The sequence below is a fragment of the Bacillus cereus group sp. MG1 genome (genome assembly GCF_040460035.1).
GTDB classification, from domain to species: Bacteria; Bacillota; Bacilli; order Bacillales; family Bacillaceae_G; genus Bacillus_A; species Bacillus_A cereus.
Genome location: NZ_JARVGY010000004.1, coordinates 33,363 through 54,363 on the forward strand (window position 1 = coordinate 33,363; position 21,001 = coordinate 54,363).

The following is a 21,001-nucleotide window of genomic DNA, read 5'->3' on the forward strand; positions in this document are numbered from 1 at the left end:
TACCTTTGTAAAGGAAGGTGAAATTATGCTTGAGAAAATAATAGATTGGGTCGGTGGCCTTGTTATCCATATGGTAAAGGCCCTACTAGCGCCTATTTATGGATTTATGGATACTATTCCAGTTCTAGTCTTTGGTGGAGATAAATCTAATCTAGATTTTTTATATGCAAAGAATGCAGTTACGAATGTATTAGATACTGGTATGCCTGTCATGTTTAAATTTGTTGCTTTTTGTGTCCTCGTCAGTGTAGTGATTACAGCAGCAAAATATTCAGCAACGACTATGAATCCAAATAATCGCACGGCATTAATTGAATATGCAAAAGACTTAATGATTATCTCGATTTGCCTCTGGCATTTAGATTTCTTTTATAATTTTGTATTTGATCTAAATTCTTGGATTACATTGGAATTTAAAGAGGCGATAAATGGAGTAAATAACGGGAATTTCAACCCGGATCAACAAATACCTTTATTAAAGTCTGGACTGTCTGACAATAAGACGATTACAGAACTTTCAATGGAAGGCCATAAAAATGATTATATGTTTATCATATTCGGACTATTTATTGAAGCTGGATTAATGATATGGGCAAACTTTTATTATTTAATGCGTGCTGTGACACTATACGTATTAATGTTACTAGGCCCTGTAATGGTAGGAATGTGGTTGTTCCCGCAAAAGAAACAACAGACGTTATATTGGATTCGTGAGTTTATGGGAGCAGTATTAATTCAAGCGATTCACGCAATTACCCTATGGTTAGTCATTACACTTATTGGAGGTGCACAAAATCCTATCATAAAATTAGTATTGCTTGCCATGTTTATCCCAGTTGGTGAAATTGTGAAAAGTTTTATTGGCCTTAGCACCAATGCATCCGCTGGTATTCATAGAGCGGGTACGATGATGGGTATGGGTGCTTTAGCAAGTGTGGCTGGTTTGGTTAAAGGTGTTCGTGACGACTACCGTAGTGCAAAAGATAAAGGGAAAGAAAAGAAAGATGGAGAGAAAGATAATAAAGAAGATGCGGATAACCCGAAAAATGCATTAGGAGCAAATTTAGGGACAGATGTTGGTACAACATCTCGTGCAGCTCGTATGTTAAAAGCAGGTCAAATTGGAAGTTCAATTGGTAAAGCAGCGACAGGACTTGCAGGTATGGCAGCGGGAGCTGGTCTTGGACCGGGAGCGATGGTAGCAGGCTCGCAAGTTGGAAGTGCATTAGGTAGTGCTCCTGGTGCAGTGGCTGGTAGAAGTGTTGCTGCAGTCGGCGAAGGGGCTGTAGCCTTAGGAAAACATATTGGTTCGAGTATAAAGAAGGGTGCGGACACGTATTCAAATCTAAATGGCGAATCGTATCCGGAACTAACCGATGAAGATATCGCACAGGATTTAGCTACAAAAGATTTTGAAAATTGGAAAGCGGATAATCCTGATTCTGCAGTTGCGAGTCGCTTAAAACAAGCATTCCCTGGTGCGTCCGATGCAGAGATTGCTAAAAAAGTAGCGAAAACAAATGGTGATCAAATGTCTCGTTTCTCAAATCAGCGGAAACAAGATTTACAAAATATAAAGAAAACCGCTACACCATATGGAAATGCTAGAGATTTAGTTAACGCTGCAACGAATGCATTCCAAAAGGGGTATGAGGCAGACCATAAAGATACGTTTATGAGTCAGTTACCAGAAAATATGTCAGCGGAAGAGAAAGAGAAACATTGGAACGACCATTTGAACACAAAAGTACAAGGATTTAGAAACCACGCAGAACAGGCGGCAACAAAAGCAGGAGCCATGCCAGTTGATGCGAAGGACAAACAAGGAAACAATCTGTTTGATAAGTCCTATGTGAATAAAGATGCGTTTGCTTCTCGGCTTGCATTAGGAAAAGTCGGAAAAGCAGTCGAGGATGTAAAAGGAGAAACGTTAGAAAGTGGCCATCAAAATATGGGACAAGTCGGTGCTCTTGTCGGTGCTTCTACTGCTGCATTTAAGAAAGCATATAGTGCAGACCATAAGGCGGGATTCATGAAACAATTCCCTGCAGATATGCCGCAGCAAGAAAAAGAAGCCGCATGGAATAAACATTTAGGTCAAAAAGTACAAGGATTTCAAAATCATGCACAACAAGCGGCGGAATCAGCTGGTATTGTACAGCAAAAAGATGGTACAAACTATGCGAATAAAGAAGCTTTCGCTTCTCATTTATCACAACAGTTACAAAAAGATCCTGACTTAAATGCGATGGGTATATCCAGTGCGGCAGGCATTCAGCAGGCAGTCAACGGTGTGAAAACGCACGGTTTGACAAATGGAACAGGAGGTCAGCAAGCAAAACAAGTAAGTAATGTTGGGAACCTGGTACAAGCTTCTACAGAATCCTTTAAACAAGGATATGCAGCTGAGAACAAGGCAAGCTTTATGAAAAACTTGTCTCCAACTATGTATCCAAAGCAAAAATTAGAAGCGTGGCAGTCACACCTGAATGAAAAAGGAAATGAATTTAAAGCAGTCGCACAACAAGCGGCAGTACAAGCAGGAGCGATGCCCGTACAGGCAAAAGATACGAGTGGTAAGAGTCTACATAATCAATCGTATATTAATAAAGATGCCTTTGCTTCGCAATTAACGAAAGGATTACAAAGCCATGCAAGTCTTGGAACGGTGAGTCAACAAGTAGGTTCTGGAATTACTAGTGCGATTCAAGGTGTTCGTTCACATGGCGTTGCAACAAGTAGCGCAATCAATAAAGCAGTATATGCAGCGACACGAACGCAAGCCAGTATCGCACGTGCAGGAGATCTTTCCGTTGCGGAAATTGAACGCTCTTATGCAGATGCATCAACAAGTGTAGCAAATATTGCACAAAGTGCTGGTAAAATGTCTATCCCAACATCTGCAGTGGGACGTATGACACAGCAGAGTACAAAACTTGGCATGAGTGTAATGGAAGGTGCGAAACACCTTATGCTTGCGGATCGCATTGATACGGTATCAAATGCATACTTTAGTGCCGCGAGTGCTGTTCAACAATCCGGAGGGAATGCAGTACAAAGAGTGATAAGTGGGACTACTGCTGCTGTTAATACATCATTAGGTGGGAATGCAGCAGAGCGCCACTATAATGTGACAAAAGGCTTAAGTTACGCCGCAGGTGTGATTGGTGGTGCGGGTGCTTATCAAGCAACTGCACGTATGGTAAGTAAACATAATCCGTATAACAGTGCAGTTCGTACAGAAGCAAAAGAGATTCAGGAGATTCAGAGAATGGTACCAACAACAACAGATCATACAGGCGCGCAATCGGTTGTAAAAGGTGCAGTACGTCTTGTGACGACAAATAATAAATCATGGATTGAAGCAAAAGACGCTAGTGGAATGAAGCAAGTTGTATCTCGTTATGGTAGTGGAGATAGTAATATACGCTCTGGACAAGTGGTATATCAGGATTTAAATATTTCAGACGGACAATTAACGCAGTATCGTAATGGTACGAAAGCATCTCCAGCCTATATACAAGATTCAAGTGGTGGCAAAATCAATATTAATCGCTCAATCAATGTAAATCCAAATCAATTAGTAGGAAACCAAAATCAAAGACCTTTACAACAGAAACCGGTATTTAATGAACCACCACTTACAGTCAATCACAAGGTAGACAATGGTCACTTCTATATGTCTGATTTAGACCAAGGTGGCTATAAGAATGTACAAATGGTGGTAGAAAGAGATCGTAGTTACATGGTTGCGACAACAACAGACGGTACAGTGTCACGTATTTCGCCATTCGGAAAAGGAGATACGCGTTTACAAGCAAACCAAAGGATTGAAAGAGCTTGTGAAGTGAAAGACAGTAGTATTAAACCAAGAGAAGAAATCTTAGTAACACAAACACAGGACGAAGTAGTCCGTACAGAGACGCATTTGAATTTATCAGAACATGACCCACAAAATCTGATTCCATTTGCGCCAAACCCTCGCTTAGCACAGCGAAGAGGAAGAAATTCTCAAAATGGAAAATATGGTGTGATAAGTCTATGAGTCAAAATCCTAACGATCCAAATGAACAGAAAAAAAGTAATCCTTTAAAAGATGTAGCTTCCCACTTTATTAAGAAAAAAGGGATGCAAGCGCGCGGGAAAATGGCAAAATTGGCAGGAAAAGCAGGAAGGGCGGCAGCGAAAGCTGCTGCCAAAATGCTAAAAGCAGGTATATTAAAAATTGTGGGTGCTGTTGTGGCAGCGGTTGGAGTACCTGCCGCTTTGGTTATGGGAGTAATTATTGCTGTGTGTGTGATTTTAGTCTCTTTTGTACCTTTTACTGATGATGAAGGTAAGACAGAGGAACAAGTAAAAAAATATATGGAAGTCTCAATGGCTTTGAATGTGGATTGGAAAGAGGTCGTCGCCTTTGACATGGCACGATATGATAATGATTTAACTGGTAAAGATCCGCATGATGCTATATCATATTTATTGGATATCCAATATGAAGAATATACAGAAAAAGAGGTATGTGAGGCGGGACCGAATGGTCCTTGTGAAAAAAAGAAAAAAGAGATGCAAAAAACAAAATCTGAAAGTTACTCCGGACCAGATGTAAAAAAGATAGTAGGAGATACAGATTTTAAGAAAAAAATAGATGAGATTAATGCAAGTGGAAGCAAAAAAGTGACAACATCTTCTCATGGACTAGAGAAAGCTATGGAACTCGCAAAGTTTAGTAAAAGTCAAAAAGAACGTGCGCGTGAGATATTAGAAGCCGGGATGTTAGAAGGTATGTATGGACATCTAGCACCTTCTAGTAATTTTGTTGGTGGTATGTGTGTAGGTAATGTGAGTCCTGGCGGGGAGCCTGTCAATCTTAATGCAAAAGTTACAGGATATCTTCCAAAGATTAAAGAAATGGCAGAAAAACATGGTGTTGCTCAATATGTTGGTATTTTGGCTGCCCAAATGATGCAGGAATCAGGTGGAGCAGGAAATGACCCGATGCAGGCTTCAGGCGCGACACGTTTCTCTATAAGCGTTTAGACGTGAAGTGAGAGTGTTGCTGAAATTTATCTTAAGCAACAATAACTAATATATCGAGAGTTGGAATGAAAATCGTCATGTTGAATTGAAACAACTCCATTAATACTCCTACATGCATGATTTGTTAGTAGACAGATTGTGTATGAAGCTAGGTGAAGTCGGCTGAACGAGCCTAAGTGATTTTTAATCATATGGTGTAGGATAGGTCGGATGGCTGAAAAGATAACTATGGTGAGAATGTCCCTTATGGGTCTGACGAATTTGCGAAGGTACGGGTCTAAAATTGCACTATACCGAAAGGTATAGCACACAAGAGTGTGGTAGGGTACCGAGAAGTACGAATCTGACGGTAGGAAATCGGGATAAGCAACGATGAGCTTATAAACTCTACAGGCTTATAGCAAACACCTACGGTTATCATGAATAGCTAGATATATTGGAACGTGGGAAGCAAAAAACTGCTAAATGAAAACAGCTACTACTGGGCAGGTGGATATAAGGTAATTAGCCGAAATTCCTTTATTTTTGTGAAGGTAGGGGCACAGTACCGTTGAAGCGTCTAATGAACGTGGAGGGATGGCCCCAAGTCTAGTTTGTTTTATGTTTAATTTTAAGAAAATGAAGCTCAATGGTCAGGTAGGAATGTGGGCAAAAACCTAGGAGGTTTCCACAGTTGAGCACAACAATGAGATATTGGGAATATTACAATATGCAAGAAACATTTGATAGGTTATATGAAGAAAGTCAAGGAAATAAATCATTCCATGGTCTATATGAATTGATTACTTCGGAGAACAATATTCTTTTAGCATACCGAACAATAAAATCTAACAAGGGGTCCAAAACCGCTGGCACGGATTTGTTCACGATAGATAATTATAAACCAATGTATAAAAAGGAATTCTTATCATTGGTTTGTAAACAACTAGAGATATACAAACCAAAAGCAGTAAAGAGAGTTTTTATTCCTAAGTCCAATGGAGATAAAAGACCTTTAGGAATTCCAACAATGTTTGATCGGTTAATTCAACAAATGATTAGGCAAATTTTGGAGCCGATTTGCGAGGCGAAATTTTACGAACATAGTTATGGATTTCGTCCGATGAGAGGAACAAAACATGCCATTTCTAGAGTAATGTTTTTGATAAGCAGAAATACTTTTCATTACGCGGTAGATATAGATATAAAAGGATTCTTTGACAATGTTAATCACACATTACTTCTAAAACAATTGTGGAATATGGGTATTAAAGATAAGCGAGTGTTAAAACTTATCTATTTAATTCTAAAAGCACCAATTAAGGGATTTGGAATTCCAAAAAAGGGAACACCACAAGGTGGAATACTCTCGCCATTACTATCCAATATAGTTTTAAATGATTTAGACCAATGGATAGCAAGCCAATGGCACTATTTTGAAACATCATATCCATATACAAATAATGCAAATCAAAAGCGAGCAATGAAAGGTACCAAATTGAAACAAGGATTTATTGTTCGTTATGCAGATGATTTTAAAATTATGGCAAAGGATTTCCGAACGGCACAAAAATGGTTTTTCGCGACAAAAATGTATCTCAAGGAACGATTAAAGTTGGACATTTCACCAGAAAAATCCAGAATAATCAACCTTAGAAAAAACAAATCTGAGTTCTTAGGATATTTATTATATGTAGTACCCAAAAGAAACAAATGGGTTTGTAACTCTAGGATATCAAATAAGAAAAAGAAGCAAATCAAACTTGAGATCAAAAAGCGAATAAAAGCTATTCAGTTGTCATCAACTCGGAAAAATGTGCAATTATATAATGCCTATGTACTTGGACTGCGTAACTATTTTAGGTATGTTACACATGTAAATATTGAAATGAAACAGCTTGCATTTAACCTATCATTAGTAATATTCAATCGATTAAAAAGTGTCGGGAAATATGAAGTTCCAATCAATGCACCTCCGGTGTTTACAAAATTCTTTAAAAATAATTATCGAACATTTAAAGTATGTGGTATTTACTTATTTCCACTAGCGGATATACAAACAGCAACTATATGGAATTACACGCAAACCCAAACACCTTACAATCAAAAAGGCCGAAAGATTGCCAAACATATTGAGTTAAATAAATTGGTATTAGGCGAAATTAAGAAACTACTAACTGCAAATATCCCTAATGAAAGTATAGAGTACTTGGATAATCGAATGGCAAGGTATTCTATGTTGAATGGAAAATGTGAGATACTTAAAGAATTTTTACCAGCAAGTGAGCTACATTGCCACCACTATATTCCGAAGGGATTAGGCGGAACAGATGAGTATGAAAATCTTAGAATCATTCATAAAGAAATTCATAGATTAATTCACATGACAAATAAACAAACGATTGAATCCTACTTTCAAAAACACTCGTTGACTGTGGAACAAGTTAAACGAATAAACCAATATCGAAGAGCTTGTAATTTAGAAAAAATTAAACAATAAACAAATTAGATGGAGCGCCGTATGAGGTGAAAGTCTCACGTACGGTGTGGAGTGGGGGAAAAGGTAGAGATAACTTCAAATCCTTACCTATCACTAACAGGGGCAATATGGAGACATGAGCTCATCTTGTATTGGTGTAAAGGGGAATGCTCGTGTAGGGTGTATTAAAGATCCCAATATTTCTATAGAAGCAGGTGTACGGGAATTTAAAGATGTACTAGGAAAGGTCAATGGTGACATTGCACTCGCTTTGCAGTCGTACAACTTTGGCGAAGGTTTTATTAGTTACGCTTTAGCAAAGGGTGGCTATTCAGAAGAAACAGCTATTGAGTTTTCAAGAAGTAAGAATCATTTAAATCCAGGTGGTTGCTCCGATCCGAATAACTTCCGAACCAAGGTAAATGCGTGTTATGGTGATTTTACATATGTTTCCAAAGTTTTAAAATATTACAAAGATTTAGGTTGTGTGGCAGATGTATCTGGAGAATGGATTTCTGATAAAGGTTGGAAATGGCCAACGAAATCAGGTCGTATTACAGATACGTTTGATGCAGTGCGTGGTGGAAAGCAACATAATGCAGTTGATATTGGGGCCATGACCGCCGGAAAAGCTGGAGACCCTGTATGGTCAATGGAAGTAGGTATTGTAACAGCCCAAACAGGAAATGTAAATGGTGGTGGTCTAGGTGTCTATGTAGATCATGGAAATGGTATTGTATCTCGTTACTTACATTTGAGTAAAATATCAGTTGCACCGGGAACTATGGTGACAAAAGGGCAAATTATTGGGGAAATGGGCGGTTCTAACTTTGATAGAGATACAGGTTTCCTTAATATGAATGGATACGCTGTCCATTTAGATTTCCAAATTCGTATTAATGACCAACCAACAGATCCAATGAAATTCTTTAAGAAAAATGATGATCCAGGGTTATCATCTGGTGGTTCTCCTACAATGACAAATGCTAAACGACAAAAGGTACTGGAAGAAGCGAAAAAATGGATTGGGCAAGGGAAAGTGAGCTATGTATCCGGTGCTAGAAATCCAGCTGCAGGTAGTGCTGATTGTTCAGGATTTACACAATACGTGTTTAAAACCAGTATAGGTGTCCAACTAGGGGATTGGACAGGTGCTCAAATTGGACAGGGAAAACAGGTGCCCGATATCGGTCGTGCACAGCCAGGAGACTTAATTTTCTATGAAAATCCGAACCATGTATCTATTTATTTAGGGAATCAGAAAATGATTCATATTGGTGATAATAAAGGTGTACAAATTACAGGTCTAAACTATACGGCAAGAGGACAACATATGACGCAAGTCCGTAATGTAATCGACTGATATGGGATGTGATGATATGAAGAAAGTCATGAATATGTTAGCGAATCTGCCTCGTAAGTACTTAGTTATATTGGTAATTATAGTGTTAGTAGTAGGCGTTGCGACCTATAATACGATTCATCGTTATATGATGAAATCACAAGTACAAGAGGAAGAGCAGGTAAATCAAGATGAAATCGAGATGCTTGGTGATAAGCCAAAGGGATTTGATACAAAAGAGGAAGAATATATCGCAAAGACAAAAACAGTAGAGGATTTACTACGAAAAATTTCTAATAGTAGTTATGATGTCCCGTATTTGTTTACAAAGGCTGGATTTGGTATTGAACCAATGAAGATGACAAGTAATGAGCGTATGCTGGCTACAGAAGCTGTTCAAAGGTATTTCCTAAATGGAGATCAATTTTACAATGCGCGTATTACCAAAATTGATCGTGGAAAAAAAGTAGATACGTTTCATATTGAAGTTTTAATTCAACAGGTAAACTTCTTAGAACCACGACAATTTAAAGTGCAGGTAAACAAATATGCACAAATTGTAACACCAATTGCACAAATTCCACATGGACAAGAAGAAGTACCTGTGGATTAAGAAGAAAGTGAGGGTTGTGGAGAAAAACACAACCCTTTTATAAAAAAATAAAGAGTACCTAAAAATATTTATTGAATATTCATAATTTTCTGATATAATAAAACCATGGTTAAAAGAAATTTGTATATAACGTTAAATGAAATGGATATGGAGGAATACAAATGAGAATGTTAATTGGAACAGCTGCGAATTTTGTTTCGGGGTATTATATAGGACGAAATTCTGGATTATTAGGAACGTTGCTTGGATGGGCTTTTTTGTTGGGTGGTGGCTATCTGTTAATAGAAAATTGGGATAGTATCACAGTATGGATGCATAGTTTAAATATTGTAAAAGGGCTAGATGGTTACGAAGATATGAGCAATGGCTTCATTTTCATCTGTTTGGTGGTAAGTGGCTTTATTTTTATCTTGTTGTCCCCGATTTTCATTATTTTATTAATAGTTTGTTTTGTGTTAATGAATATTGTTGCTTGTACACTTGTGTTATTAACATCACCAAGTACATACATAAAGAAGAAAGATAAGGAGAGTGAGTGGGAATGAGTACAATTCTAGTTTTAGGTGGATCAAATGGAAGAACGTTAGAGAAGTTGGCCAAAAAAAGAGACTGCCAGGTTATTTTCCATGATGGGAAAAATCACGGAGGCGTAAAGAAAACGTTTCGAAGTGTTATAAAAAAATGCGATGTTATTGTCATTCAAAAAGGTGCATGTGGCCATGTATCTATTGATGTAGCAAAAGAGTACGCAAAGAAGTATGATGTCCCACTATTATTTAATCAGGGATTTGGTGGAACAGGTGCATTAGAAATGGGTTTAAAGCATCTGCAAGCGGCTTGATTTTAGTAGATAGTCTGAGATAACTGTATGGGCACCTAATTATATAATTATTATATATAATTTTTAGTGTTCATTTGTAATTACTTAATGTAATAAAATATGAATTTTGTAGAGAAGTAGGTGGGTTTATGAAAGAAAAGATTGATTCAATTAAAAATAAACTCTCTAATGGAAAATCTCGTTTTGAGAATGGTAAGACCGTGGTAGAGGTTAGTTTATCTGAATTAAATGAATTACTGAGCTTGGCTTATGACATTAATAATTATCGTTTAAATGCTTTGTGGAATTTAGAGCAAACATCAAAGGCATATAAAGAGTACAAAATACGTAACGAAAAATACCAAGAATCGTTAAAACTAATAAAAGGAATAACAAATGGAGTAGATAATGCAATTGTTAAAGATGTGAATCGAATAGCAAAAGAATCATTATCATAATTAACCAAAGCGTTGTTTGAAAATAAAGGAGCTGGGGAAATGGACGAAAAGAAATTGGAATTGAATGAGGATCAAAAATCTGTATTACTGAAGGTGTTAAAGGATATGCACTTTGCTAATGCTCAATTACGTGAATGGGTGAGTAAAGATTTACTTTCAATCGAAATGTCAAAAACACTTCCATCATTGATAGAAAGCTATTTTAGTGAAGCAGCAAAAGTACTAAATTACGAATCATATCTGTTGGAAGAAAAAGAAAAACGTTATGCGGAGATTAAAAAGGCGAATCAAAAGATACATGAATTACAGGGTAAATTAGGTTCCGATAAACCAGTTGATGGTTTAAAAGAACAGTTGAAACATCTTTCTGAAGTTGTTAGTGAATGGTGGAATACAGAAGGTTTTAATCATGTGCATGATACGAAGTATTACCCCTATGGTGGAATGAGAGTGAAACTTAGCTTTATGTTAGAACATTGTCGTTCTTTCAGTAAAACTCCTGTAACAGATAAAAGGAGCCGAGAGGAACACATTCAATATTTACGTGAAATGGGATTTGAATTTGCCGACTTTGAAAAAGGACGGAGTGAAAAATTGGATTTAATCGACAATCATCAAAATCGTTCATTACTTATAAAGATGCTTACAGAGCGTTTTCCTTCTCTTGATGTTTATAGCTTTAGCAACCATAGTAGTTACTCTAAAAAAGACATTTTTATTATTAAGCATATAGATGCTTCAATTTATGATTTATCTGATATTTAAAATCGATGAAATAAAACAAAATAATTATTTAAGGGAAAAGGGGAATATATATGGATGATACTCTAGATCTTTTACAGGATTCAATTGAGTTACTAATAAATCTTAGAGATTGGATGTACGTCGTACCAAAAGCCAATTTAAGAGGATTCAGTATTGATAAAGAATATTGGTTTAACTATGAAGATTTCAAGATGTTTAGAACACCAGAGGATGTAGGTATAGCTGTTAAAAGTGACACGGGAGAATTTGAACTTTTTAGCTACAGTGAATTTTTATCATTCTTCGATCGTAAATAAAAAGGAAGTTAGCAAAAAGCTGACTGCAAGAACTAAACAAAATTTTTATTTGAGAGGGGAATGAAATCGTGAAATATGATAAACAAAAATGCCCAAAATGCAGCAAGCCAGTTAAAACTTTATATAGACCATCAATGAATCATAAGGGTCCCAATCTTTGCTACTGGTGTAATCGAAAACGTGTTAAAAAAGAAAATGAAATGGCTTTACAAAAATAACATGAAAATTTTATAAAAAAGACGAACGAAAAACATCACTGGATCCAATGAAAGTTCGTTATTAAAAACAAAATCGTTAATTAAATAAAAAAGTGAAAGGCGAATACATTAACATGAATAATAGTAATATACATAAATCAGGTTATATCATACTCATTTATTTTGTAATGACTCAATTTGTTGGGATTATAGGTGTACAATTGCTAGCGAAGACGGGCTGGTATGATATTCAGGGAAACCAACAGCAAGCAATTCAACAACTTCTTGTGCATTGGGAACTAATTGGGTTTTCACTTATGCTGATAATCATTTTTCTTATATATAGTAAAGAAATAATAAATGATCCAAAGTTTTCGATTAAATTATCAAGAAATTCATTCATATGGACTTTAGTTGGGATCATATTCGTATTTCTTGCGCAGATGGTTGGTAGCGTGTTAGATAAGGGTGTATTCCAGCTAACTACGCAATCAGCAAATACGTCTAGTACAGTCGCTGCAGCAGCAATATCTCCTGTGGCACTTGTTTCAATTGTTCTTCTTGCACCTTTAGTAGAAGAGTTTGTTTTTCGTTATGCGGCCATAAACATTTTAATGTCTAAGTTTAAGAAAACTTGGAGCATACTAATAAGCGCATTGTTCTTTTCTATCATGCATTTTGATTTTCCATTTATATTTGGGTATTTTTTAATTGGAGTTATACTAGCTGTAGTATATATGCGTACTAATAGGTTACTAGTATCATTTGTTGTTCATGCTAGTATGAACTTAATTGTTGTTATACTCCAGATTTCTTGATGAAAAAGCAGCGGATTCACGTAACTTACTAGTGATTTAGTTTTTTTGTTTAAGAATTTTAAAATTATGGTAAGATTAATAAGACTACATTTGAAAATGTGGGTTCAAGTTGCTGTATTGACTGAATTGCACACCAAAAAAACCAATTCCATTACACGGGAATTGGTTTTTTTGGTGTGTGTTTTGTTAGCATAATGTTTGACGGCCTAAAGGAGAGTTGTTCCTTTGTAGTTTAGTATAACTTAAATAAAAAGAAAATTTAAAACAAAATATTGAATCTTTACATATTTTAAAATTACAACACAAAAATGTAAAGATATGGTTTATAATAAGTGGTGAAACACTCTCCTATGTTTCTAGTGATTGTATTTTTTATCTGTTTTTGGTGCGAAATCTGTTGATAGATTTTGCACTTTTTTATTTAATGTTTAATAGGATCAGAATGATATAGTGCCCCTATTTCTTGTAAACTCCTTTTCTCCATACCCACTCAATAGGACCATAACGGAAATATTTACTCCAAATCTTGCTGAATATAATTTGTACAAAAATAATTAAAAGCCCAAAGATACATAATTGCCAGTAATATACGTGTGAGACATCTTTAAAGCACCACGAAAGAATGACAAGCGTAAGTATGCTTTGAGTGATGTAATTCGTTAAAGCATACTGGCCAACGTTCATAAAGGGGTGCAGGCATTCTATATATTTTTTATTCTCACAAACTCTCAGTAGAGTACAAATATAGAATATAGCTAGCATTTTCCCTCCAAATAGAATCCATAGTTGTACATCCTGAGAGTAATAGACATCTGTTTTTATAAAGTAGTAGATAATAGGATAAGAGAGAAGGCATGAGATACATAACGAACTCCACTGTAAAAATCTAATTTTCTTTATTAATTCCGGTACCCTTTTAAAAATATTTTTCTTACCAGCCCATAACCCTATTAAAAATAAGCCTATATATTCCGGAATTCCTATTAGTAGTTGCTGGAATTCCTGAGTCATTAGAAAGAAAAGACGTGCTTTTATTTGATGAGAATAATGTATAAATAGATTTACAGTGTGATTGGTAGTGTTACCTGTAAACATATATTGATAGTAATTGGGCACTTCTGAAATAGAAGAACTTGCTCGCAAAAATACAATGATATGTAATACATAACTAACCATTAGGAAACTGCAACCAGCTATAAAAATAAGCCTAGTAGATCGCTTATAGAAGAACAATAGAATAAATCCAGCTAAGGCATACGCATGTAGAATATCTCCATACCATAGAAAGGTGAATTGGAGTAAACCGAAGAGTAGTAAGATACATAGTCTTCGGATAAATAGCCTATACATGGGATATCCTTTTGCTTCTGTATTTTTCATAAAAATGTAAAATCCTACTCCAAATAAGAATGCGAAAATAGTATAGAACTTTGCCTGTATAAACAAATCTACTAAAAAACGAATCACTTTATCTGTACCGATATAACCCGCTTGATTAAAGGGATCTAGTCCCGTCATAGTGGGTAGATTCGCAAATAGGATACATAGTATGGCTATACCTCTTATTATGTCTAACGAATGAATACGGGCGTTTTGTTGCATGTCAATTCTCCTTTCTTAAACAGAAAAAACGAGCACTATACTAGCTAGCGCTCGAATTACGTCTTGCAAAGAATCCATCATAGGTAGCAGCTGACACTGCTCCTTCTAGACGTTCAATTTCTTCACCTCTGTTATAAGCTACAACAACTGGAGTACCTGGAATGTCGAACTCTTGAAAGGCACTTTGATTTTCTGGTGTAGAGATATCAATACGATAAATGGTTCTATCATGCTTTTTTGACATACGATTGATATCCGGTGCAGCTTTTTTACAAAAATGACAGGTTGGTTGATAGTAATACGCAATGAACTCTTCATGGGATTGTATTTTTCCCTTTAATTCTTCTTTTGAAATATCTTTTATATTCTCAGGTGATCCTTTTACATCTGCAGCAGATACAATTGTTTTTTCTGGTGTTATAGTTTCTGTATTGACTGATTCATTCTTAGTTAAAGTAAAGATCGCAATACAAGCAACACATAAAGTAGTAACAATTGCTCCAATTTTGTAGATTTTTTTCATAGTAAATTCCTCCTTAAAGTAAAAAAAAAGGACAAACCTCGCCCGAGTTAACAGGGCGTAAGGTTTGTCCTTCACGCTACGTACAATAGAGTATAAACAATGGAAACAAATTTTCTATCTCTATAATACCACAAAATTCATATAGAATGCTATAGGAATTTTATAAGTAAAACAAAGGAATAACTTAATTGTAAAATTTCATGTACCAGATTAAATATTAAAAACAATAAACAGCACAATAAGGGGATTCTCTGTGGTGTATCCAACTGATAGGGACACTATCCTCCTCCAATAAGCATAAAATCATTCAACAAACACATCTCAAAAAGTGTGTGTACTTATGAAGTGTGTCTTAAGTACATTTTGATACCTTTTGAAGTAGTTTAAGCTGCAAAGAATATACTATATCTAAAGGTGTACCTTTTGGGAGAGTGTAATTGACTTTGTGCTACGATTGTTTTAAAAATAGGTTGCGGAATTAATTGTAGGATACAAGGCGGCGAAATAACATTAAGGATTTTATAGTTAAAATTATCAAAAAAATCAATAAAATCATAGTTTACAATTTTATCCTTTAGTTGGTATCATTTACTTATTAAGGGGGGAGTACATGGGTTTAAACATGTATTTGGGAGAAGTACAAGCTCAAACAGAAAGTATGAATGCTTTTTGTGTAGCCACTATTCAAGGTATGGAACAAGTTATTAATTCAATTGATGCTTTTGTGGGCGATACTATTTTGCAAGGGAAAACTTATGATACAGGGAAGACATTCTTTGCACAGACATTTCATCCTTTAGCTCAAGGAATTATTTATTTGTGTGAAGAATTAATTCGACAGAATAATTCCTTTCCGAACGATTTTCAATCACAAGTCGCTACAACAGATGTCATTGAACAAGAAATACGAGAACAAATTCGAGAAATTGACCGAATGAAAGCAGACATTGAAGGAACTAGTATTACCCTTCCAGGAATGCAAGTTATGGTGGGAATTTATGATACGATGAAACAAAAGCTTCAAGAAAAACTAGAGCATTTATATGAATTTAATTATGTTTCTAGTAGTAATTTTGATACAGCGCTTCAATTAGCTACGAGTATTGCTCAAGGTCTTGCAGAAGTTCAAAGTGGGAAAGGTTTTAGTCCTGCGAGTGGAACATTCAGTATACAAGATTTAAATATGAACTGGACTGCATCAATTCAAAAAATCACAGAGGAAAAAGCACGTGAATCTGATAAAATTGTGTATAGCGATTTAAATCAAGAAGAAACAATAAACAATGAAACTTCATTAGCATCAGGAAAAAAAGAATTTGATGGTAATAAATTAGCCAGAGATATTACAGGTGAAATAAGTGGAGAATATGATGTTCGGCGTGCTTGGGAAGGTGTAGATCCGTCTACGGGAGAGAAACTTGGTACTTTTGACAGAGTCATAGCTGGAGGTATGGCGGTAGCCGGTATTACACCAATCGGGAAGTTGGTTAAAATCGGTAAAGGTGTAAAGATGTCAGCTAGTGCTGTTAAAACTGTAAAGGGTGCTGAATCGAATTATGTACTTTTTAATAAAACGCATATACAATCAATGCCTAAACCAAAAGGGAGAGGTCCAAATGGAGGGAAGTTACAATCTCATCACGGTTTACAAGGGAAATGGGCGGAAGCAAATTTAAGTCAATATGGATATGATCCAAAACTTGCACCAACAGTGACGATTGAAACAGGAAAGGGGTTACCACATACTATTATTACTAATGCGCAGAACTTGAGACGTGATGAACGTGTAGCCTTAGGAAATGGAAAATGGAGCTCTTCTTTACAAGCGGAATTAAAGAATATAGTTTCTGATTTTGAAAAAGCGGGATTTTCTAAAGAAACTATTAGAGGAACTTTAGAACAACAATATAGAATGCTTGATAAGTTAAAAGTAAAATATGAAAGGATTGAGTATTAATGAGTATACTTGAGAACTTAAATGCAGTTTTCACTTTAGAAACACAAGAACCTCCAGCAACTAAAGAAACAATTCAAGAGTTACAAGGTTTTTCATCAATAGATGTTCCTTCAGATTATCTAGAGATAATTCAACATTGTACAGATGCAGAGATTAATGTAAATAATGAAATATATATCCGTATTTGGAGTCCAGCAGATTGTATAGAGATGAATGAAGCTCATAATATCCAAAAATATATACCTAACTCACTTGCAATTGGTGATGATGAAGGTGGGAAAGTGCTATTATATGCAAATGGAAAAGAAGGATTTGGATTATATATGGTGGATTTTGGAGATTTAGATATCGAAGAAGCAATTAAAATATCACCTTCTTTGAAACTGTTATTAATGGATGGCGTAGGTGTAGAAAAGTTATTGTTATAAATTTAAGGACATATGAAAATCACTGTATTCTGAAAAGGTAACGTTAAAGCATTTCTTATAAAACTTTATACAGCAAATAAAAAGAACCTACATGATAGGTTCTTTTTATTTTGTTAATAATTATTTGTGTTATGCATTGTAAAGGGGTAATGACATAACTTTGTAGTATTTCATTGTGTTAAATAGTTTCACCATGTGCATATTGAACAAAATCTACTTTTTCTTTTGATACAGATTGTAAGTTTGTATTGTTACTGAAGCTGAAAGATAAAAAACCTGTGATAATAGCAAAAATTAATAGAGATTTTTTCATTATTTTAAAGCTCCTTTCTCTGAAGCCTTTTTATCAGCTTCATTTGTCATGTGTAGATACTTGCTCGCTTTTTCATACGATTTTGAATCGTAAAACTTATTGCCTAAAATAGCTGAATAATCTTTTACGTATTTCCATAACTCTTCTTTCTTAAAATAACAAATTCCTGCCAAAATGATTTCTTCCAATTCATCTGTACTTATATTGTCATTTAATCCTTTTAGAATATTGAAATGATGATTATACTCTTCGTTTGAAATTTTTAATCCATTTTTAATATGCAACGTGACAGCATTTTTATCATTTAATTTGAAATACTCCTGCGCTAATAAGAACAATGTTTTTTGGTTATTTACAAGTGATCCATTTAGGTATTTTATTGCTAGTTCGGAAAGGTTTTGATCTGCGTACAATAACCCTAAATTATGTTTCACTTTTGCTGATAGTTTATCCTCGTCGTGTTTGTTGAAAGTATTTAAAGCTGCAAGGAAGTGTTCTTCCGCACTTTCATACTGACCGAGGGAAGTACAAGCAAGACCTAGTGTGTTATTACAAGCAGCAACTTTGATTTCATACCCTGCATGCTTTGAAAATAATTCCTTTGCCTTTGTAGTATATTTGATTGCTGGTAGTGGCTGATAAATATGATAGTGGAAAGAACCAAACATATAATTAAATTCAGCTATTTCAAGTTCATCTGGAATATCCTTTAATAATGTTTCAGCTTCTTCGTATTGCTCTTTAGCTGATGTGTAATCTCCTATATTAATTGAATAAATTGCTTTAAAAAAACTATGATAATATTTTAGGAAGGTGTCTGCTTGATCAGGTATACAATCTATCTTTTCTAAACTATCTTTATAGTTTTTAACGTCATGGGTAAGTAACTTATATCTAAAATCTAGTAATGAATAATAGATAAGTATATTTTGGTCTTCTTCAATTTGATGAATCTTGCTATCAATTTCTTTCTTGAAATTTGTGGATTTTAGTACATGTTGTGAAATGATGGATTGATACCAATTGTTTAGTAGATTTGTTATTTCTCCTTTGGAGACAGTTTGCACATTCATATTTAATCCCCTCACCCTATTAGTATATATTTCCATAATCTTAACATGTTAGCGGAATTTCAAGGTGATGTTGTTATTGAAAAAATAAAAATTGAATATTCTGTTTTTTGATTAACTACTGGGATTTTATTTACTTGCTTTTTATATGTGTACTTTGTTATTTTTACCAGATTCATTTAAATGTGGTATTTTATTAATAGAATAAGATAGTGTTTAGATATTTATTTTAAGTTGAGGGGAAAGATTGATGTGAAACCTATAAATTTATTGTCTCTAGTTGATGCAAGTGAAAAGCTATCACCTTCCGTATTTGAATTATATAAAGAACATTTTGACATTAAAGTTAAAAAAGATGAAATCGAAGATTTAAGTTCTTTAGTTAAAGAGCTTCTATCATTTGTAAATATTTTAAAAATAGTAGAGGGATTTTATGTAGGATATAAAATTAACCAAATTAATAAAGAGTTTGATCTTTTAAGATTTGGAGAAGAAACTATTATTAATATAGAATTGAAAAGAAAAAATACTGGGGATAGAATGAAAAAGCAACTTTTAAGTAATAAATATTATCTCAGTTTTTTAGAAAAGAAAGTTTTACAGTTCACTTACGTTGCCTTAGAAGAAAAGCTTTATTACTTAAACGAAAATGAAGAATTTAAAGAGAGTGATATTGAATTTTTATTTAAACAAATACATAAACAAAAATTAATTGAAATTGAAGACATACATCAAGAGTTTGATCCCTGTAATTATTTAGTCTCACCATTCAATTCTACAGAAGCCTTTCTAGAGAATCAGTATTTTTTGACTGAACATCAAGATAACTATAAAACTGAGATTATAAATTTAAGACAGGAGGGAGGACCATCCTATATTGCAATTGAAGGAGCTGCTGGAACTGGTAAAACTCTTTTAGCGTATGATATTGCAAAAGAATATATAAATAACTCCAAAAGAGTACTTATTATTCATTGTGGAACTGTAAATGCTGGGCATAGAAAGCTAATGTTTTATGATTGGGAAGTAACAGGTATAAGATACTATGAAAGTTATACCTTTAATGAATATGATCTGATTGTCATAGACGAAGTTCAACGCATACGTAAAGACCAATTAGAGGAAATATTACAAAGGATTAATGATAACAATGTGAAATGTATTTTTTCATATGATCCTAATCAATGTCTGGCTAGTTGGGAAGTTAGCAATAATATTCCTGAATTTTTAAAAGCTGAGGTATCTCCAAGACATTTTCCATTGACAAAAACAATTAGAACCAATAAAGAGATTATTTCCTTTATCACAAATTTGTTTGATACATCAAAAAGTAATGCACATCAAATTTATTCTAATATTAGCGTGCAGTATTTTGAGGGTCATACTAGTGTGAGGGATTATATTCAAGAACTGACTGATAGGGGATGGAAGGCTATAAATTATACGCCTGGTTACGGAAATAAATATTATCCATATGAAGTGTATCAAAACGGAGATAATAAAAGCGCACATGAGGTTATTGGACAGGAATTTGATAATGTAATTGTAGTGATAGATTCTAACTTTTTTTACAATAAAAATTTACTAACAAGTAAAAAAGATTACTATTATGATAATACAAAAATGCTCTATCAAATGATGACAAGAGCTAGAAAAAAATTGCATGTTATTATCATTGATAATGAGAAAGTTTTAGAGAAAAGTTTAGAGATTTTAGGATCTAATAAAATTGTTACAGTCTAAAAATTCATGAAAATAATGGTGTTAAACTAAAAGATAGGAATAAGAGATATCCTACCTTTTAGTACTCAAATAAAAACAGGCTAGATTCTTTTAAAAGGAATAATTAATACTTATTTTGAATCCGAAAAATTTTATTTTCAAATGAAAAGTTTTTGTTTGATTTTGCATATTGTAAAACCTCCTTTCTACATATGCATTTTACTCACTTTATCCTGAAATTCTAAGAGCATTTTTAAGAAACATAAAATTTTTTCAATACAATATAAAAAAGGAACTCTTTAATATTGCAGAGTTCCTTTTTGTTTTATAGCATTTTACGACAACGTATAATAAAATCAATATCTTTCGTTGAGCTATCCTCATTATGAACTCTCTCAATTACTTCGGCAGCATATAATTTATCTGCCTTATTGTCAGCTATCCTTTGTATATAATTTGTAACTATATATATAGCTTCTTCTTGAGTAATTTCAGCTTTCATTAATTCAACATTAAAGTATCCCATATAATCCCTCCGATTTAATGACAATAAAAAATCCCACAAGTTACCTTGCAGGATCA

The 21,001-nt window shown here is 34.4% G+C and carries 16 protein-coding genes and 2 pseudogenes; 14 read left to right on the forward strand and 4 right to left on the reverse strand.

Annotated elements, in window-relative coordinates:
* Window positions 1-25 precede the first annotated feature (25 nt).
* The 11 genes and pseudogenes from QCI79_RS31840 (at window position 26) to QCI79_RS31890 (ending at window position 12,804) form a co-directional block, all read left to right on the forward strand.
* Window positions 26-4,045 (forward strand): TrbL/VirB6 family protein, encoded by a 4,020-nt coding sequence (locus QCI79_RS31840; RefSeq protein WP_000890337.1) that lies wholly within the window; start codon window positions 26-28, stop codon window positions 4,043-4,045.
* A pseudogene (locus QCI79_RS31845) lies at window positions 4,042-5,007 on the forward strand (lysozyme family protein); the annotation flags it as partial. The gene QCI79_RS31840 and the pseudogene QCI79_RS31845, both read left to right, overlap by 4 nt.
* 703 nt (window positions 5,008-5,710) lie before the next feature.
* Entirely contained in the window at window positions 5,711-7,516 is a 1,806-nt protein-coding gene (ltrA, locus tag QCI79_RS31850) for a group II intron reverse transcriptase/maturase (RefSeq protein WP_000108316.1), read from the forward strand.
* Window positions 7,517-7,613: 97 nt separating this feature from the next.
* Window positions 7,614-8,858: pseudogene (locus QCI79_RS31855) on the forward strand (NlpC/P60 family protein); the annotation flags it as partial.
* Window positions 8,859-8,874: 16 nt separating this feature from the next.
* Complete coding sequence (locus QCI79_RS31860) at window positions 8,875-9,450, forward strand: hypothetical protein (protein WP_000757464.1); 576 nt, start codon at window positions 8,875-8,877, stop codon at window positions 9,448-9,450.
* Between the two features lie 161 nt (window positions 9,451-9,611).
* Complete coding sequence (locus QCI79_RS31865; protein ID WP_001242518.1) at window positions 9,612-9,995, forward strand: hypothetical protein; 384 nt, start codon at window positions 9,612-9,614, stop codon at window positions 9,993-9,995.
* Entirely contained in the window at window positions 9,992-10,291 is a 300-nt protein-coding gene (locus QCI79_RS31870; RefSeq protein ID WP_000104242.1) for a DUF2325 domain-containing protein, read from the forward strand. Before QCI79_RS31865 ends, QCI79_RS31870 begins: the two co-directional genes overlap by 4 nt.
* A 128-nt stretch (window positions 10,292-10,419) precedes the next feature.
* Window positions 10,420-10,728 carry a hypothetical protein gene (locus QCI79_RS31875; protein WP_000659905.1) on the forward strand — a complete coding sequence of 103 codons (309 nt, stop codon included), beginning with the start codon at window positions 10,420-10,422 and terminating at the stop codon, window positions 10,726-10,728.
* Between the two features lie 39 nt (window positions 10,729-10,767).
* Window positions 10,768-11,493 carry a hypothetical protein gene (locus tag QCI79_RS31880; protein WP_000343609.1) on the forward strand — a complete coding sequence of 242 codons (726 nt, stop codon included), beginning with the start codon at window positions 10,768-10,770 and terminating at the stop codon, window positions 11,491-11,493.
* 50 nt (window positions 11,494-11,543) lie between these two features.
* Window positions 11,544-11,789, forward strand: a complete 246-nt coding sequence (locus QCI79_RS31885; RefSeq protein WP_000342852.1) for a hypothetical protein — start codon at window positions 11,544-11,546, stop codon at window positions 11,787-11,789.
* Between the two features lie 331 nt (window positions 11,790-12,120).
* Window positions 12,121-12,804: a CPBP family intramembrane glutamic endopeptidase gene (locus tag QCI79_RS31890; protein WP_001065855.1), complete on the forward strand. Its 684-nt coding sequence runs from the start codon at window positions 12,121-12,123 to the stop codon at window positions 12,802-12,804.
* Between the two features lie 456 nt (window positions 12,805-13,260).
* Here QCI79_RS31890 and QCI79_RS31895 read toward each other — a convergent pair whose 3' ends face one another.
* Together QCI79_RS31895 and QCI79_RS31900 are read right to left on the reverse strand one after the other, a co-directional pair.
* Window positions 13,261-14,406 (reverse strand): DUF418 domain-containing protein, encoded by a 1,146-nt coding sequence (locus tag QCI79_RS31895; protein ID WP_001186844.1) that lies wholly within the window; start codon window positions 14,404-14,406, stop codon window positions 13,261-13,263.
* Between the two features lie 40 nt (window positions 14,407-14,446).
* Window positions 14,447-14,929, reverse strand: coding sequence for a thioredoxin family protein (locus tag QCI79_RS31900; protein ID WP_000725572.1), 483 nt, complete (start codon window positions 14,927-14,929; stop codon window positions 14,447-14,449).
* A gap of 610 nt (window positions 14,930-15,539) precedes the next feature.
* Here QCI79_RS31900 and QCI79_RS31905 point away from each other — a divergent pair.
* Window positions 15,540-16,886: a pre-toxin TG domain-containing protein gene (locus QCI79_RS31905; RefSeq protein WP_000523962.1), complete on the forward strand. Its 1,347-nt coding sequence runs from the start codon at window positions 15,540-15,542 to the stop codon at window positions 16,884-16,886.
* The gene (locus tag QCI79_RS31910) at window positions 16,886-17,314 is read left to right on the forward strand and encodes an SMI1/KNR4 family protein (RefSeq protein ID WP_000025329.1); all 429 of its coding nucleotides are present in this window, start codon (window positions 16,886-16,888) and stop codon (window positions 17,312-17,314) included. Before QCI79_RS31905 ends, QCI79_RS31910 begins: the two co-directional genes overlap by 1 nt.
* A gap of 312 nt (window positions 17,315-17,626) precedes the next feature.
* On the opposite strand, the gene QCI79_RS31915 is transcribed toward QCI79_RS31910, so the two are convergent.
* Window positions 17,627-18,700 (reverse strand): Rap family tetratricopeptide repeat protein, encoded by a 1,074-nt coding sequence (locus QCI79_RS31915; protein ID WP_001102776.1) that lies wholly within the window; start codon window positions 18,698-18,700, stop codon window positions 17,627-17,629.
* A 249-nt stretch (window positions 18,701-18,949) separates the two neighbouring features.
* Between QCI79_RS31915 and QCI79_RS31920 the strand changes: the two genes are divergently transcribed.
* Window positions 18,950-20,440 (forward strand): DNA/RNA helicase domain-containing protein, encoded by a 1,491-nt coding sequence (locus tag QCI79_RS31920; protein ID WP_000802626.1) that lies wholly within the window; start codon window positions 18,950-18,952, stop codon window positions 20,438-20,440.
* A gap of 304 nt (window positions 20,441-20,744) precedes the next feature.
* Here QCI79_RS31920 and QCI79_RS31925 read toward each other — a convergent pair whose 3' ends face one another.
* Entirely contained in the window at window positions 20,745-20,945 is a 201-nt protein-coding gene (locus QCI79_RS31925) for a hypothetical protein (protein WP_021727833.1), read from the reverse strand.
* Window positions 20,946-21,001: the final 56 nt, after the last annotated feature.